This is a genomic window from Candidatus Defluviibacterium haderslevense (genome assembly GCA_016712225.1).
GTDB lineage: Bacteria > Bacteroidota > Bacteroidia > Chitinophagales > Saprospiraceae > Vicinibacter > Vicinibacter haderslevensis.
Genome location: JADJRL010000003.1, coordinates 343,453 through 360,421 on the forward strand (window position 1 = coordinate 343,453; position 16,969 = coordinate 360,421).

A 16,969-nucleotide genomic window follows, 5' to 3' on the forward strand; every position below is an offset into this window, starting at 1 on the left:
TCAAATTTAGTTAAAATAGCCTTTAATTATCTCTTTCTGCGATGGTTTCATGAATCCAACAATAACTTGTATTATATTTGGATTCTAAATATCCTGCTATGAAAAAAAATATTAGAAACACCTTGACCATAATTCTTCTGGCTTTTATTTTTAATCTTACATCGGTACGTGCTCAGTGTAGATTTGATACCATTCTATATTATAATTTTGATCCTGGGTCAACAGTTAAAAAACTTATAGCCAGAACAATTAATAAATACAATGCCTCGAATTCAGTATTAGAAATATTAGATCAATCATGGAATTCAAGTTTTAATATTTGGGAAAATACAAAAAGAACAAACAACATTTATGATTCGAATAACAACCGAATTGAACTATTATATCAAGAATGGAATATAGGAGGAACAGTCTGGGAAAATAAATACAGAGATCTATTTACTTTCGATGCAAACCATAACCAAATAGAAGAAATTTATCAAGAATGGGACATATGTTGTGATGTTTGGGCTAACAACATTAAAGTCAAAAATATATATGACCTTAATAATAACCTTATAGAATTTTTAAAACAAACTTGGACCAAAGTTGATAGTATTTGGAAAAATCAGATTAAAGAAAATAATGAGTATGATGTAAATAATAATAAAACAGTATATACTACACAATATTGGGATAATAATAGCAGTACTTGGATGAATGGTACAAGATATAATTATAAGTTTGCTAGTAATAACAATCTAATCGAATTATATAGGGAACGATGGGATTTTTTTAAAAAGAAATGGACATTTGTTGATAAAGAATTGTTTACATTTAATCTCAATAATAAAAAATCAGAATATTTACGGCAAATAGGCATCAATGATAGCGTTTGGATAAATGATAATAAAATCATCTATGAGTATGACCTCATTAATAATGAAACTTATCAACTCAGATCAGAATGGAATACCGATATCAGTGATTGGGAAAACAGAGGAAGGTCTTATTCATATTATGATTCAAATAATAATCTTAAGGAAAAAATTGATCAATCATGGGATACTTTTAACAGTGATTGGGAAAACAGTTTGAAGATTAATTATACATATAATTCTCAGAATAAAGTAATAGAACAAATAGTTCAAATGTGGAATTATTTAAATCTCCATTGGGAAAATTATTATAAAAATTCAAATGAATACAATAATTCAAATAAACTTACATTTAATTTAATACAACTATGGAATATCAACAACAATGCATGGCTTAATAATTATCAATATACCTATGAATATGCACCCATTGGAGATTTGATCGCTAAAGATAGTTACAATAGCTGGGATACTTTAGGTTTGTATTTTAAAAGCCATAGACGTGAAGAATACATCTGCGCTCAACTAGTAAATAGTCAAGATATTCGAAAAAGTAATGATATTCAGATCTACCCCAACCCAACTAATAGTAATTACCTGAATGTAATTCTTCAAAACAAATCCAATTTTGAATTAATGAATCTATCAGGCCAAATTCTAATAAAAGGAGTCTTTAATGAAGGGAATAATACCTTAGCTTTAAATCAGAATATTACAAATGGATTTTATTTCTTAAAAATCAATGACCTTGGCTTTAAGGTTATAATAGAGCGTTGATAAAATGATTGGTAATCGTGGAATCGGTTGATTGGCAACCGTCAGTATTGCAATTCATTAAATAAACCAATTTAGAAGATAAAGTAGCAATAAACTTCATAATAGCTGTAGCCATATCTTTAAATGGTTTCATACCACTGTTAATCGTATTGCGATTGGGTGTTATATCGAACTATTTTATACAATATCCAATAACCTAATTGTATTAAAAATATTTCTTAATTGATGGAGTCTTTGAACTCACGTCATGATTCCCTAAATTACAATTTATTATACAAATTTAAACCTGTACCCAATACATTTTGCTTTTTGATTCGTTTATCTAAAGAGTTACATATTTAATAACTTGATCATTAATGCAATTATAGAGAAAGAAATATTTAACAATACATATTTCCAAATATAAATTTTATTTACATTTAAAAATTTCCATTATGAAAAAAGCATACTACATCGCCGGTACAATTTTTATGTTCACACTCATGTGCATTTTTTCAACAATTCATGCCGAGTGCAGAAAAGACACTGTTATAACTTTTATGTATGAACCTGGAACCTCAATTAAAAATAATTTTCAAAGAACCATTTACAAATATAATGCTGAAGATAAATTATTGGAAGACCTAAGTCAAAATTGGGATAGGAATTCTAATGATTGGGTCAATGTTAAGAAATTAAACTTCTTGTATAATAATAATTCAATAGAACATATATACCAAGAATGGAACTCTGTTCTAAATGATTGGGAATTCAATATTAAATATTTACTGCAATATGATAGTTTAAAAAGTCTTACGGCGACATTATCCCAAATGTGGAATAAAACCGATAATAAATGGGAAAATACAACCCAATTCATTAATAGTTATAGTGTAGACCATAATCTATTAGAAACTTTACAACAATCCTGGCATAAAGAAGATAACACTTGGATAAATCACAGTAAAGAGACCAATCAGTACGATGCAAATAATTATCAAATAGAACATAAAATGCAAGGATGGAATATTATAACAAGTAGTTGGATAAATACTTCTAGATATAAATTCATCAATGATAATAATGGCAATGTATTGGAAAAATTAGATCAAAAATGGGACAATAGCATTGCAGATTGGGTCAATGACGTAATTGAAACATATATTTATGATGCAAATAATAATCCAACAAATTATTTAAGAAGAGTCTGGGAAAATTCAAATAATCAATGGGAAAATCATAGTCAATTCATTGCTATATATAATTCCAATAATCAACTATTAGAAAAAATAACACAAAATTGGGATCATCTAAATAATGCTTGGATCAATAATTTAAAATATATTTATTTATATGATATAAATTTTAAGCCAACTGTAAATTATGAACAAATTTGGATCTCTGATAAGAATGAATGGATAAATAATTTTATGTTCACCAATGAATATGGATCCGACGGAGATTTAAAAGCCATAGAATATTATTATCATTGGAATTTTAGTGCCAACTATTTTGATTATCATATAAGAGTAGAATACATATGCACACATGTAGTCAATGGCAATTCCAATGTAAATAACGAGATTATTAATATCTACCCCAACCCAACCCATTCTAATTTCCTAAATGTAATACTTCAGAACAAGTCCAATTTTGAATTCATAGATCTAACAGGACATATTCTAAAAAAAGGTGTCTTTAATGATGGAAATAATACCTTAGCTTTAAATCAGAATATTCCAAATGGATTGTATTTCATAAAAATTGATGGTAAAAGTTTTAAAGTTGTTGTTGAACGGTAATCGGGTTGGAATGGTAATCGGGTAATCGGTTGGAGTGGTAATCGGTTTGAAAGGTGATCGGTTTGAAAGGTATTCGAGTTTGATGGGTGATCCAAAAATTAAAGTGATTGTATATATAGATCGCGTAAAAATTATCTTACTTAAGATTTTAAAATATAAGAGGTTTTATTTTTATTTCCAAATTTTACGATCCATTTTAGTTTAACACCTAATAGCAAATCTCTGCTTGCTGTCGCGGATGAAATATCTTTGAACACATTCATATAATCTTTTCGAGTAAATGGGCTAATTCCTAATTGAATAAAATATTCCAACCTCTGTTGTTGTGTCATTATTCTATTATTGTATAGAAGTAATTCTTCGAGAGACTTAGCTATTATCTCCAACATGTATTCAATAAATGGCGTTGATTTACCTTGTTGATCACTTAAGCTTAAAGCTTTATAATAGTCTGATTGATTAGAATGAATTATGGTCTCTACAGGTAAATATTCGAAAACTGAATATTCCTTTTGCAATATAAGTGTCTGCCAAAGTCTTCCCATCCTACCGTTGCCATCTAAAAAAGGATGAATAAATTCCATCTCATAATGGAAAACGCAGCTTTTAATAAATACCAATTCATCTTTACTTTTCAGGTATTCAAATAAATCATCCATTAAATGGGGAACCATATCAAACGGAGGCGCAAGATGCGCTATCTGCGAACCATGCATAATTCCGACTCCAGTTGATCGATACTTACCAGCATCTTTGATTAATCCTTGCATAAGTAGTTTATGCCCGTTCAGAAAGGACTTTTTTGATGTTGGAATAAATTGTTCGAGACTTTCATAGACTTTAATGGCATTCATTACTTCAAGTATGTCTTTATTAGGTCCAATAACTCTTTTATTTTCGAGTATTGCTGTAACCTGTTCCTCTGTTAAAGTATTTCCTTCAATTTGTAATGAAGCGTGAATGGTTTTGATTTTATTTTGCTTCCTGAGTTGCGGATTGGGCTTGCTGAGGAAATTAGCTTTCACTTCCCCTAATTGACCATAAATACGGGCAATGAGCTTCAATATTAGTGGAGTGATTTCATAAGGTGGAATCATGATACTATCATTTGATACTATCAAAGATAATTCAATTTTAAATTTCTTGCAATATTTATATTTGATGAACTTTGGATTACATATAGAACTTTTATTCATTTATGGAGTTGTTGAATGAACTCTAACACAATAAAGTGGCCCCCAAATAACTTCAAATTGTTTTGAATAAAAATATTTTTTAACATAATAACTAAATCACTTTTTCATAATTTTATTTCCCATTTACTTATCTAGTGCTTAATAATTTATTAATCTTAAATACATATTGCCATAATAATTTCATAATAAATACACAACATCGCGATTACTGTAGTTGGGTTGACCTCATTGTAATTTTGAGCAACTAAAATGTGTAATTATTATGAAAAAAATTTACTGCTTATTGCTATTCGCATTTCTTTCATTTCAAAAAAATGAACTGAGTGCACAAATCAATTTGCTACAAGATTATCAGAATAATCATTCTGCTTATATCGGTAGTTTCAAAGGAATAAACTTTCGAGAAGGAGGATTCTCAGGTTTATTTCCAATCGCAGGTACCAATGGAAAAGAATTTTGGACTTGTTCAGATCGTGGCGTCAACGTAGATTGCGCTAACGCAAATCCAACGGGTTGCAAACCTACTTATGATAAAATGTATTGCTTTCCTACTTATTCTCCAAAAATTCATCGTATAAGACTAAATGCTGATTCCATACAAATACTTCAATCTATTACTATTAAAAATCCAGCTGGAAAACCAGCAACCGGATTAATAAATCCTACCGGATTTGGGTCTACTGCAACAGAAGTTCCATCCATCGATACGGTACAAGATTGTGCAAATTTTATTTCAAAAACAGTAGAAAAAGATACCTTCGGAATTGATGCAGAAGGAATTGGTGTAGATAAAAACGGTACTTTTTGGATATGCGAAGAAGGAGGAGCAACCATCTGGAAAATCAATCAAAATGGTATTTTACAACAAAGATATTCTCCTTATGCTAATCTAGCAGGAGCATCTAGCGTTGATGTACAGATTGATACCGTTTTTAAATATAGAAAAAACAACAGAGGATTCGAAGGAATAGCCATCACACCAAATGGAAAAATATATTCTCTCATTCAAAGCCCCATTTTATTTCCTGATAAATCTACAGGTGAAGGCAGCAGAATTCATAGAATATTGGAAATAGATCCCATTACCAATGCAACTAAAATGTTTGCCTATTTGAATGATGGAATCATCGGTTCAAGTGGAGCCAATCAAATTCGTTTAAGAGATTGGAAGATCGGTGATATGACAGCTATAAATGATACTACATTTCTAGTCATCGAACAAGCATTAAGAGGCACAAGTGATTTTAAAAAAATCTACTTGATCAATATCAATCAAGCTACACCCATTAATTCAGGATTGTACAATGGTAAAACCATTGAGGCATTAGTGGATTCTGCAGGTTTAGAATCAGCTGGAATTAAGCCTGTTAAAAAACAACTTTTCATGGATCTTCTAGCTAATGGTTGGCCTAGCGTTTATGAAAAAGCTGAAGGTATTTCTATCATTAATGATAGTACCATTGCAATCTGTATAGATAATGATTACGGTCAAGTAAGTCCAAAAGAAGATGGTATTCCAATTGCAACAAATATTAATTCACATCTATTGGTTTATGGTTTGATGAATGCTAATAAAATTCCTAATTTCAAAGCATCCAAAACCACATTAAATCAAGGAATAACTGGACCTAGCAGCTCGCAATCACCTTACCTTACACCTTCAGGTCCGAAAGTAAAATTCACTTCCATTTTATCTGCAGGAGATGATGGCTATGGTTATAAAATGGTAGGAATACCAGATGGTAGCGGGGCATTTGACAACGAAGACGGAACATTTACCATGCTTTTAAATCATGAAATTCCTGCTGCATCAGGATCTGTAAGATCCCATGGTTCTACAGGTGCTTTTGTTTCAAGATGGGTAATTAATAAAACTGATTTAAGTGTTATCAGAGGTTCTGATTTAATTAATAATGTTAAACTATGGAATGGAACTTCTTATGATACATATAATAATTCAAATCCATCGCCACTTGCCGCTTTTAATAGATTATGTTCTGCAGATTTAGCAGAAGCATCTGCTTTTTATAATTCCGCAACAGGACTTGGAACTCAAGAAAAAATATTCTTAAGCGGAGAAGAAGCTGGGAATGAAGGAAGAGTATTTGCACATATTGCATCAGGTACAGAAGATGGAACAAGTTATGAATTGCCATACCTGGGAAAATTCTCTTGGGAGAATGCTGTGGCATGTCCTGAGCCTTCGAATAAAACAATTGTCATGGGTATGGATGATTCCACTCCGGGTCAATTGTATGCTTATGTTGGAACTAAAACCAATACTGGAACAAATATAGACAAAGCCGGATTAAGCAAAGGAAATCTGTATGGTATTGCCGTAGAAGGATTGCCTACAGAAATTAGCGCAAGCACACCAATTGCAAACACTAAATTTACGCTTGTTGATCTAGGAGATGTTAGCAAAACAACGGGCGCTGACTTAAATACAAAAAGTAATAGTTTACTTGTTACTAATTTTTTAAGACCAGAAGATGGCGCTTGGGATCCAGAGCATCACAATAATTTTTATTTTGCAACAACCAATTCTTTTACCGCTCCAAGCAGACTTTGGAAATTGAGTTTTACGGACATTCAAAATCCAGTTTTAGGAGGAACCATATCTGTAATGTTGAATGGTACTGAGGGACAAAGAATGTTAGATAATATTTGTATGGATCATTATGGAAATATCTTAATACAAGAGGATCCAGGTAACCAAACTCATTTAGCAAAAATTTGGCAATACAATATCCATAGCAATAAATTAACTCAAATTGCTACACACGATTCTACCAGATTCAATACTGGTGCAGCTAATTTTTTAACACAAGACGAAGAATCTTCTGGAATAATTGATGTACAAAATATCCTTGGCGCTGGTCATTTCTTATTAGTGGATCAAACACATTACAGTATTCCTGGTGAAATATATGAAGGTGGACAAATATTATCTTTATTTAATCCAGATACTTACAATGCATCACTTAGTGCTGGCCCAAACAGTTCTGATGCGCCCTATTTAATGGGTTTAGCCCCAGAGGTAAAATATTCATCGATTCTTACTGCTGGTGACGATATCAATGGTTACAAAATGGCTGGACTTCCTGATGGTACAGGTGCATTTGATAACCATGATGGTACATTTACATTCTTAGTGAATCATGAATTAGGTAATACTGCTGGAGTGGCTAGAGCTCATGGTTCTAAAGGAGCATTTGTTTCTAAATGGATAATCAATAAAAATGATCTTACTATAAAATCTGGTTCAGATTTAATCAGAAATCTTAATTTATGGAATGGAACTGGATATACTACTTATAATGCTGCAAATCCTTCTACTCTTGCAAGTATAAATAGATTATGCTCCGCAGATTTACCTCCTGTTTCTGCATTTTATAATATTACCAATGGTAATGGAACCCAAGAAAGAATATTTATGAATGGTGAGGAAGCTGGAAATGAAGGAAGAGCTTTTGCACATATCGCTTCAGGACCAAATAGTGGCGTGTCTTATGAATTACCTAAACTTGGAAAATTCTCTTGGGAAAATGCTGTTGCTTGTCCTACTACTGGTGATAAAACTTTTATTGCTGGATTAGATGATTCAACACCAGGTCAGGTATATTTTTATTCCGGTACTAAAACGAATCAAGGAAATGAAATAGAAAGAGCCGGATTAACGAATGGAATTTTATATGGCTTAGCTGTTACAGGATTAACAAGTGAAGTAAGCGGAACTACTCCAGCAGCTAATTCTCCATTTACTTTAATTGACTTAGGTGATGTTTCTGCTATCTCTGGTGCTGATTTGAACACAAAAAGCAATACCCTAGGAGTTACAGCATTCTTAAGACCTGAAGATGGCGCATGGGATCCATCAAATCCACAAGATTTTTATTTTGCTACAACTAATGCGTTCAATGCTCCTAGTAGATTATGGAGATGCAGATTCACTGATGTGAATAGATGGGAAATTGGTGGCACTATAACAGCTGTGTTAGATGGAAGTGAAGGCCAACGAATGATTGACAATATTACAATCGACAATTCTGGACATATCATGCTCCAAGAAGATCCAGGTAATCAAACACATATTGCAAAAATGTGGCAATACAATATTCAAACTGATGCATTAACTCTCATTGGACAACACCTGCCAACTAAATTTCTTGCAGGAATTAATGCGGATGACTTTCTAACACAAGATGAAGAAGCTTCAGGCATTATTGATGCTCAGGAAATTCTAGGACCTGGAATGTTCTTATGTGTTGATCAAGCTCACTATGCGATTCCAGGAGAAGTTGTAGAAGGTGGACAATTATTAACCTTGTATAATCCATCTACTGATAAATCAAATCCTGAAATTGAAATTTATGGAAACAACAAAAATATTATCATTAACGATATCACACCATCTATAGATGATAATACAGATTTTGGTCCATTAAAGATGGGATTAACATTATCAAAAACATTCCAAATCAATAATACGGGCCTTGGTTATTTAAATATAACTGAGATGAATATTGTTGGTGCTGATGCTGGAGATTTTGTGATTGAAAATAAACCAACTCTTCCATTAACGATCAATGGTAATGCGTCACAAAATTTTACTTTATCATTCAAGCCAACAAAAATTGGTACAAGAAATGCTAAACTTGTTTTAAGAAATACTGATTTCAATGAGCAACAATTCACGTTCCAAATTGCTGGAGATGGATTGATGTCTACATCAACTAATGATAGCAAATTAAATATGGATCAATTCCAATTCACACCAAATCCATTTAATCAATATCTTAATTTAAATTTCAAATTGAATAGTAATGAAGTAATATCTTGCACTATTCAAGACATCAATGGAAAGTTGATTAAGTCCCCATTTACAAATAAACATTTTCAAGCTGGAAATAATCTAGAAATAATCAATACGAGTACCCTTGCTCCTGGCATGTACCTCATAGAACTTATTTCAGGTAATACCAAATACCAATTTAAACTTGCCAAAGTTTTTTAATCAATATTTTTAGAAATAAGAAAGGGAAGAATCATTTTTGGTTCTTCCCTTTTTTTTTAAAAAATAATTTTATAAAATACCAAAACACCTTGCCCAGTTCAATAAGTAGTCATAGAAATTTGGACCGGCCTTAAGATGAACGAACTAAAAGACATAAAAATGTCTTTTAGTGAAGTGAACCTAACAAATTAGCGGAGCCTTCGAAGCTAATTTGTTAGGCTTGATGGAAGTTGAATTGAAAACATAAAAAAAAATTCAAAACTGTTTGAGCTCAACATTATGCTATAGAAAGAACAATAATGCGATCTGGGCAAGTGTTAAGCTAAACAAATGAAAGAAGGCCATTGGCGAGTTTTTTGAAATTAGGTTTCATGAAATTATTTTAGGCTTAGATCTTACAGCCCTGCCTGCGTGGCTAGTCAGGCAGGCTAGAATTTTTGGTTCTTTTTTTTCATGAAAAAAGAACAAAAAGTTGCCAATTAATACGAAAATTAATTTTTAAAGAAAATCAAACAACCAAAATAATTTTTCAACCGCTTTTCCAGTTTGCAAAGGGCTAGGAGTTCTGTTAATACAGAAATGTTCGCCAAAACCTCTTACACAACCCTTATATCAATCACTTTCAACGCCCATGCAAAATCACAATAAGTAAAAGAATCCATATCATTTAATTGTGCAGATGCTGTAATCTTAGTACCGATGTAAACCTGAATATTACTATTGACGGGAAAAGCTCCAGTACTCCTAAATGATAATGCATAAGGATACTGTGTCATCAAATCACTACTTCTTCTGTTAACATCATCCCCATCAGAACTTACGTTTAAATGACACAATTCAATTTGTGTATCCTGAATATTATTAGGATGTAAGATGCTTAAATAGACTGAGCCTTTCAGTTTTATATTCCCATCAGACATACCAAAATTATCCCACAGATGAACACTCATTTCATTTAATGTATTTTGAAGTAATATGTCAACTTGTATGATGCCTGTCGCAGGCATTCTGTAATTAACACCTAATGCAGCCGAAGAATCGTAAAAAACTGTAGTATGGTATGCCCCCCAACCATTCTCAGTATATTCAGTATTCACTTGATTAGATATAAATCCTGAAACTGGATCTACAAAGGATTGATCATCTACGGAGTCAAATCCATGATTGAAATCTTCTTGGATCAACATACTTAGTGGAAATGGTGGTCTGAATTGTGTTACGGATTCATCAATGCCGGACCAATCTGCGAACGCATTGATGCTTTCTGCTGCTATACCACTTAAATGATCAGGTGGAGGTCCATATACATTTTGCAGCAATTGGTCGACCAACACATGATGCTTTTTACGATTTGCCAAAACTCTTTTTAATGATGAAATCTGGCTTACTACATTGGCCCTCATAACTTCCTTTGACTTCAATTGTATCTTAGTCATCACATCCAAACTGCCGATTTTTTTAATTTTATCCATCTGCATTTTGAGATTTGCCTCTTCAATAGCATTAGATATTTTGGACTGATCGTCTTTTTTAAGTATTTTCTTTTCGAACCGATGGACTTGACTGGCTATTTGATCCGCTTTTTTGTTGAATTTAGAAATTCTCTCATTTCTAAATGCCATAAGCTTATCAAAATTAGCTTGAATCTCTTTTTCCAATTTTGGTGAGAATTCACTGTGAATTCCATTGTCTTCGTATTGTTTCATATATAATCCATTAATGATGTTAATAAACCAAATATATAACATAATTTGGAAAACATAGAATTTATCTCAATAACAAAGGGTGGCAGCTGATTACTTGATTCATTAATGCATTAGATGCATTTCACTTCTGGTTATAATTATACTTTAACTTTTGGATTCTTAGAACGAAAGTTAATCCGAATCATTCCTTAGACTATTGATATCCTATAGTTTCGCCAAGTCCTGAATAGACATAATTATCTTTATAAGCGTCCATTAAAATTTTAAATGCAAGATGCCCGGTGCAGTGTGCAGGTGCAACCCGATGAACTTGTAATTCATCCTGAATTATTTTCACCAATTCCATGGTCTTATTTCTGTCAAATGGTATCATATGAAATCCTCCGTAAACCAATTCAATCGGATTCATAGTCATTGTTTTTGTCTGACGTATGATTTGCTCAACTCCGGTATGTGAACATCCCACGATGAGCACCTCACCTTTCTCTGTTTTCATAGATAAAGATAATTCAGGAAGGTTAGTATTTTTACAAGCATCCATTTTATGATCAAATTGTCCTTCGACGAAACTCTTACCCGGGTAACATGAAAAATATCCCATGAAAGGAGAATTTGTGGCAATAATATTTAATCCAGGCAATATTTCTTTTGACGTTTTAATAAATTCAATATTGGCTTTCCAAAATCGACCAGATTGATTAATCGAAAATTTAGTATCACCTCCATTAAAATATTGCATGTGCACAGGTAGTGAATCTTTTACTTTAGGATCCTGACCTGTTGCATCAAAAGGCACCGGAGCTCCCCAGAATATGTCGTATGGAAAATATATTTTGACATTTGGGTTTACTTTTAATAAATAATCGATTCCATTCAGGTGATCAAAATGTCCGTGTGAAATGATCACAATATCCACCTTGGCTAAATCAATTCCCAGTTGGTTTGTATTCTTTTGAAATATATCAGCATTGCTCCCTGCATCAAACAGTATTGTAGTGCCATGGTATTTTGTAATACATGAAAAACCAAAATCCTTAGTTAATGACTCCTTATTGCCAAACGCATCATATAAATTTGTAATCGTTCCTTCTGTTATTTCTTTAGTGACTTTATGTTCATGATAACTTAAAGATGTAAACACCAGGAATACCAGACTACCTAAAACAAATAATTTCTTCATTTTTATTATTTTTTGGATCCAATTAAACTGCGCAGTTGAATAACTTTTACAAATATTAAAGCTAAAATACAAAGAAAAATAAAATGCCCAAAATTTTATTATTTTAAAATCGAAATCTAACTATTCAATTTAGCTTGGCGCTATGGATAAGAACAGCAACTCAAAGAAGGTATACAACAATCGAATTTAAGAATGTATGTTAAATAATTCCTTAATTTTTCAACAAAACAACTTCCAAAAATAAAAAAAAATCCGCTTAAATTCTAACTAATCTAAGCGGAATAAAAAGATATTACACTAAACATTTATTTCATTACGAGAATCTTCCCCTTAATATTTAATGCTCCCTGAGTAAGAGCAAGATAATACATCCCTGCTGGAACATCAGAAATATCAATTTCCAAATTTCCCGAATGAATAAGTTTTGCTTGATCAACTAGCTGCCCGGTAGTGCTAAATATTCTATAGATCAAAGGAACTCCAGTAATTAAATCTTCTGATTTTAAGTTCATTTTATGACTTGCTGGATTTGGAACTATTTGAAGTCTATTGTTACCATTTTCATCAAATGTATTTGTCTTAGGAGAGACTGCACAAAAAAGATTTAATGGATTATTGAATTGATCCTGAACTTCTTGGATATGTTCTTTCATTTTTTTTATCCCGCTAATATGATCTCCAGTTACATCCCGTGTCACCGTAATGGCATAGTTCAAACAAAAAATTTGACCGGGTTCAATCGTAGAAGGTCCAATTCCTTGAACTGATTTTCGATTACCGGGCTTATTATTTGCGCTGACTTCATTCCAATTGGGACTACTATCATTGGGATCCCCAGTGAATAAAAAATTCGAAAGATTAGATGAACCCGGATTGTATCCTGTGCCTTGTGTAGCAATTCTGGATCCATCTTTCCATCTTCCGGATAAATAATGGTAATAATCATTCACTGTACCAGGGCTTCCTGTTTCTGGAGCTTCTGTTGAAATTGGGTCGGTGTAAGAAATAAACCAATTCTTGTGCCGATCATTAATATATGTCAAGCTATTACCCATATTCATTAATGAAATTACAGGAGGTGTTTTACCGAATAATGGATCATTACTGTTTGCAGAGTAAGTGTAGGAAGAATTGGAAGGAATATCGAATCCAACATAATTGCTTCCGGGATCACCACTATTCATATCACTAAAGAGTCCAATATAAAAATTGTGATAGGTATTGTTAGATTTATTTATGATTTTATAGGTAAGATAAATAGTTTGATTGACGGATTCTAAAGAAGATTGATATCCCCAGAGCATTCCCAAAATTTGAAAACCCAAAGGATCACCTTTAGTAATTGAATGCTTTTCCTTAGTATCATTAAGAATAAAGTAAATGCATTGATCTCCTAAAATTATAGGATATTCTCCCAATTCAGGTTCATACCATACATTATGGTTTAAATCTTCAAAGAGAAATAATCCACTAGTAAAAGCTCTATCTTTATCAAAATTCGATTGCGGAAATTCTTTAATTTCTTTTGGAATGACATATCCAGGTTTATTAAAATTCTTTTTATGATCCTCAATCATCGTCTTATTTAATTTCCAAACTTTGTCATACTTTAAATCATAATCAAAAGATTTATAGTCTGCATCAATAGGCCCATAAAAAAGTTCATGTCCTTTTGAAAAATCTGTTTGTCCTGCAAAATGCAATGCACCTGCAGGATCATATCCACCCATCCATAAAGATGTCGAGTTCATTAAGTTTTTGTCGGGATCTGTCTTCAATTTTAATTCTTTAAAAAGTTCACCATTAGAACTCACAGTAGCAATAATATTGTTAATGTCTAAGGTTTCTAAAGCCTGAGCTTGTAATAAGAAACACATTCTTAATAAGCAAAATGCTGTAAATAAATATTTCATAATCGTTAATTTTAAAGGATAACGAACCTTTGATGAGAAGTGCTGCTTCAAATACCAAAAACAATAATGCTATACTCTGGGCATTATTGTACTAATCGTACTAAAAATTAATATAAGAAAAGAAATAAAAAAAATAAACACTGAATAAACTTTATCCAAATTCAATTCATTTAGAGCTTTACTATTTTATTCGATATTAAGAGTTGGTCATCCACTATAAACATAAGTTCATATATCCCTGTAGGAAGCAATTTTGTACTCATTTCCATTCTGCCTTTTTGTTGAACTTGAATATCATGTGTCATTATACCATGGATATTTCGAATTTGGAGACGATATTTTGAATATTTTTTTAGGGATTCGTATGTTACAATGATTTGATCACTAAATGGATTGGGTGTTACTTTAAGTAAGGCTTGTTTATTGGTTTCTGTCGTTGACACAAGTCCAATATAAGTACTTATGGAATTAGTTAATACAGGCGTGTTGTAATCGAAGTAAATAGATGCTTTATTTCTTAGCGTAAAGGGTTCATTGGTTGCATTGGGTCTAATAGCGAATTGAACGAAGCCATGTGATGCTATTTCATTAACGCTACTGTCAGGCAAGAATATATTTTTGAAATAGACTTCCAGAAAACCCAATTTTTTCATGCGCAATTGATACGGATGACTTGCATTCACAACTCGAATACTGGTTGGATCAATGGCCTTGCTTAGTGTATCGCGAATGGTCACATCGAATGCTGTGTCTGTTCCTGTATTCTGAAATCGTATGGTATAAATAAGTTCTTTATTCTGGTCAGATATGGAATAGTAGTTTGATTTATTGACCAGCTTATCATTAGGATCGTAAGAAGCTACAATTTTACTATTCCACACGGCTATATCATTAATTGGATTAACATCATTTATAGCATCTACTTCTGCGATAAGTTCGAATGGTGTTCCTTGTTTTGCAGATGTTGGTGGTGCTATCTCTATTCTAAAAGATTTACTGCCTTTAATTTCAATGGTATTTGTATAATCCCATCTCAACAGATTGCCTCCAAGAATAGTGGTATACATAGGATTGGTTCGAATAACATTCCAACCTATTGGAAACTGTAATGTAATAACTGATTGCGTTGCTGCAATATTACCAACATTGTTTACTTGCAATGTTACTACACTAGTCCTTCCCGGACGGGCAACAGTTGAATTGATTTGAATTTCTAAATCCAATAAATCTTTTTCCTGAATCGCGAAATCATATTGTCCGGGAATTTGTCCAAATACATTTCCAACATTAATTTGATAATCACTTGGAATTACAGTTGCGACTGCTGGATTGGGGACAGACGCTTTTATCGTATTAATTGCATTCCTTTCCAAGAGTATCGTATATCCATTTTGATTGGAAAAAGTAGCGAAAGATCCTGGTGCAGAACTGACGATATAATCATTCAATTTGATTTCCTGATTATCAAAAAATCCATTTTTATTTTTATCCAGGAACACAATGCCTTTGACATAATTTGTGTTTTGGCAACCCAGACTGTCATTATAAATGATATGAAAATTCACTAAAGAATCGTATTTACAGCAGCTTGCATCCTTAAATGTAGCTTTTGCAATTCCTTCATTATATATTTTCGTGCCATGCCAATCAAATGGTAATTGTGTTGCACAAATATTTCTTGTAGGACCTAACTTTTCAGGATTATTTGTAATACAAATGGAAGTACATTCCGGCCCTTCCTGATCACATATGGAACCTGAATTAGGATTGCCAATATAAGCTGTCACACAAAGTTGAAAATCAACTCTATCTGGAAGATCAAGCAATATTTCATTTTTTATTCCTCCTACTATATTCCCATCCAAAGTCCATTCATATGTAGGTACACAATTGCCATTCTGGCCATCCACTTTAAATTTCATATTACAAATTCCCTGGCACACTAGGATTTTTCTATCAGGATCATTATTAATTTTGCCTAATGGACTTAATTGAGGCGAAGATCCTCCATTTGTTCTAATTGTGAAATCACAAACATCTCCAAGGAAACCATCCACAAACAAATAGTATGTCTTACATGCTATGAAATTTGCATTAATGGTGTATGTGCCTGGCCCATGCACGTCATTGTTACAAGCAATTGACTCCTTACAGTCACAATCTCCCCAAATACCATATTGAATTCCTCCCCCAGTAATTGAACAATTGCCTATATTAAATGTAATGGTAACATTTCCACCTTCAGTAACAAATGCCCACCAAGCAGTATTATGAGAAGCACCTCCTCCGGGACATAATGGTGTGCATCCTGTAGGATTACTATAAACAGGATTTGAACAGCTATAACCATTTAATTCATCGAGTGAGCATAACACATTCGCGTCTTTACAATTATCTGCAGAAGGAGGACTGCATTGAGCGATAGCAGTCTGTCCAGTATATATAGATAGAAATAAAAAGATCGTGTAAGGAAGGATGTAATAAATATTTCTATATAAGTTCATTTTTTTGTTTACATTTTTAAGAAATAACATTGCTATGT

Annotated in this window: 9 protein-coding genes; 3 read left to right on the plus strand and 6 right to left on the minus strand. The window is 32.4% G+C overall.

Going from position 1 to position 16,969, the window contains the following annotated elements; all coding sequences use genetic code 11:
- Positions 1-98: 98 nt before the first annotated feature.
- Positions 99-1,634 carry a T9SS type A sorting domain-containing protein gene (locus tag IPK88_01705; protein MBK8242115.1) on the plus strand — a complete coding sequence of 512 codons (1,536 nt, stop codon included), beginning with the start codon at positions 99-101 and terminating at the stop codon, positions 1,632-1,634.
- On the opposite strand, the gene IPK88_01710 is transcribed toward IPK88_01705, so the two are convergent.
- Entirely contained in the window at positions 1,618-1,767 is a 150-nt protein-coding gene (locus IPK88_01710) for a hypothetical protein (protein MBK8242116.1), read from the minus strand. The two genes, IPK88_01705 and IPK88_01710, sit on opposite strands and share 17 nt — an antisense overlap.
- Positions 1,768-2,068: 301 nt before the next feature.
- Between IPK88_01710 and IPK88_01715 the strand changes: the two genes are divergently transcribed.
- Complete coding sequence (locus IPK88_01715; protein MBK8242117.1) at positions 2,069-3,415, plus strand: DUF3836 domain-containing protein; 1,347 nt, start codon at positions 2,069-2,071, stop codon at positions 3,413-3,415.
- Positions 3,416-3,555: 140 nt separating this feature from the next.
- Here the strand turns inward: IPK88_01715 and IPK88_01720 are convergent, their stop codons facing one another.
- A complete protein-coding gene (locus IPK88_01720; GenBank protein MBK8242118.1) occupies positions 3,556-4,512 on the minus strand; it encodes a Fic family protein in 957 nt (318 codons plus the stop codon).
- A gap of 361 nt (positions 4,513-4,873) precedes the next feature.
- On the opposite strand from IPK88_01720, the gene IPK88_01725 reads away from it, so the two are divergent.
- Positions 4,874-9,628 carry an esterase-like activity of phytase family protein gene (locus IPK88_01725; protein ID MBK8242119.1) on the plus strand — a complete coding sequence of 1,585 codons (4,755 nt, stop codon included), beginning with the start codon at positions 4,874-4,876 and terminating at the stop codon, positions 9,626-9,628.
- 596 nt (positions 9,629-10,224) lie between these two features.
- Here IPK88_01725 and IPK88_01730 read toward each other — a convergent pair.
- The 4 genes from IPK88_01730 to IPK88_01745 form a co-directional block, all read right to left on the minus strand.
- Positions 10,225-11,334 (minus strand): hypothetical protein, encoded by a 1,110-nt coding sequence (locus IPK88_01730; GenBank protein ID MBK8242120.1) that lies wholly within the window; start codon positions 11,332-11,334, stop codon positions 10,225-10,227.
- 193 nt (positions 11,335-11,527) lie between these two features.
- Entirely contained in the window at positions 11,528-12,514 is a 987-nt protein-coding gene (locus tag IPK88_01735) for an MBL fold metallo-hydrolase (protein MBK8242121.1), read from the minus strand.
- Positions 12,515-12,819: 305 nt separating this feature from the next.
- The gene (locus IPK88_01740) at positions 12,820-14,427 is read right to left on the minus strand and encodes a T9SS type A sorting domain-containing protein (GenBank protein MBK8242122.1); all 1,608 of its coding nucleotides are present in this window, start codon (positions 14,425-14,427) and stop codon (positions 12,820-12,822) included.
- Positions 14,428-14,597: 170 nt separating this feature from the next.
- Positions 14,598-16,931 (minus strand): hypothetical protein, encoded by a 2,334-nt coding sequence (locus IPK88_01745; GenBank protein ID MBK8242123.1) that lies wholly within the window; start codon positions 16,929-16,931, stop codon positions 14,598-14,600.
- Positions 16,932-16,969 lie beyond the last annotated feature (38 nt).

What these genes read in the sequence shown, in the direction of transcription:
- IPK88_01705 (MBK8242115.1), top strand. Translation starts at nt 99, where the DNA reads ATGAAAAAAAATATTAGAAACACCTTGACCATAATTCTTCTGGCTTTT.
- IPK88_01710 (MBK8242116.1), bottom strand. Translation starts at nt 1,767, where the DNA reads ATGAAACCATTTAAAGATATGGCTACAGCTATTATGAAGTTTATTGCT.
- IPK88_01715 (MBK8242117.1), top strand. Translation starts at nt 2,069, where the DNA reads ATGAAAAAAGCATACTACATCGCCGGTACAATTTTTATGTTCACACTC.
- IPK88_01720 (MBK8242118.1), bottom strand. Translation starts at nt 4,512, where the DNA reads ATGATTCCACCTTATGAAATCACTCCACTAATATTGAAGCTCATTGCC.
- IPK88_01725 (MBK8242119.1), top strand. Translation starts at nt 4,874, where the DNA reads ATGAAAAAAATTTACTGCTTATTGCTATTCGCATTTCTTTCATTTCAA.
- IPK88_01730 (MBK8242120.1), bottom strand. Translation starts at nt 11,334, where the DNA reads ATGAAACAATACGAAGACAATGGAATTCACAGTGAATTCTCACCAAAA.
- IPK88_01735 (MBK8242121.1), bottom strand. Translation starts at nt 12,514, where the DNA reads ATGAAGAAATTATTTGTTTTAGGTAGTCTGGTATTCCTGGTGTTTACA.
- IPK88_01740 (MBK8242122.1), bottom strand. Translation starts at nt 14,427, where the DNA reads ATGAAATATTTATTTACAGCATTTTGCTTATTAAGAATGTGTTTCTTA.
- IPK88_01745 (MBK8242123.1), bottom strand. Translation starts at nt 16,931, where the DNA reads ATGAACTTATATAGAAATATTTATTACATCCTTCCTTACACGATCTTT.